The 686-nt window shown below is 38.3% G+C and carries 1 protein-coding gene; it reads left to right on the top strand.

From position 1 onward, the window contains the following. Window positions 1-11: 11 nt before the first annotated feature. A partial coding sequence (locus tag ACYVPE_RS39960) for a proton-conducting transporter transmembrane domain-containing protein (protein WP_461038749.1) occupies window positions 12-686 on the top strand: 675 nt, incomplete at its 3' end.

The raw sequence follows: 686 nt of genomic DNA, 5'->3' as shown, positions 1-686 counted from the left end.
AAGGAACCGGGATCTCATCATTTCTACTAATTAACTTCTGGTATACTCGAATGCAAGCAAATAAGGCAGGTATGAAGGCTCTAACAGTTAACCGAGTAGGTGATATGTTCCTATCAGTAGGATTCTTTGCAATTTTCTGGGTATTTGGTAATGTAGATTATGCTTCAGTATTTTCAGTAGCTCCTTACATTAACGAAACAGCTATTACTATTATTGGACTACTACTACTAGTTGGTGCTATGGCTAAGTCTGCTAATATTCCTCTACATACATGGCTACCGGATGCTATGGAAGGTCCTACTCCAGTATCAGCTCTAATTCACGCTGCTACTCTTGTAACAGCAGGAGTATATCTAATGCTACGATCATCACCAATTATTGAATATGGTCCTACAGTACTTGTAGTAATTACATGGGTAGGGGCTCTAACAGCATTCTTTGCAGCAACAACAGGTCTACTACAAAATGATCTAAAGCGAGTAATTGCATATAGTACATGTTCACAAATGGGATATCTATTTATGGCAGTAGGACTATCACAATATAATGTAGCACTATTTCATCTAGTAAATCACGCTTTCTTTAAGGCTCTACTATTCCTAGCTGCAGGTGCTGTAATTCATGGTATGGCAGATCAACAAGATCTACGACGACTAGGAGGTCTAGTAAATTTCCTACCATTTACA

It is taken from the genome of Streptomyces mayteni (genome assembly GCF_054783955.1).
The sequence above is the reverse complement of the archived record's forward strand: the minus strand, read 5'-3'. Positions and strand labels throughout refer to the sequence as shown.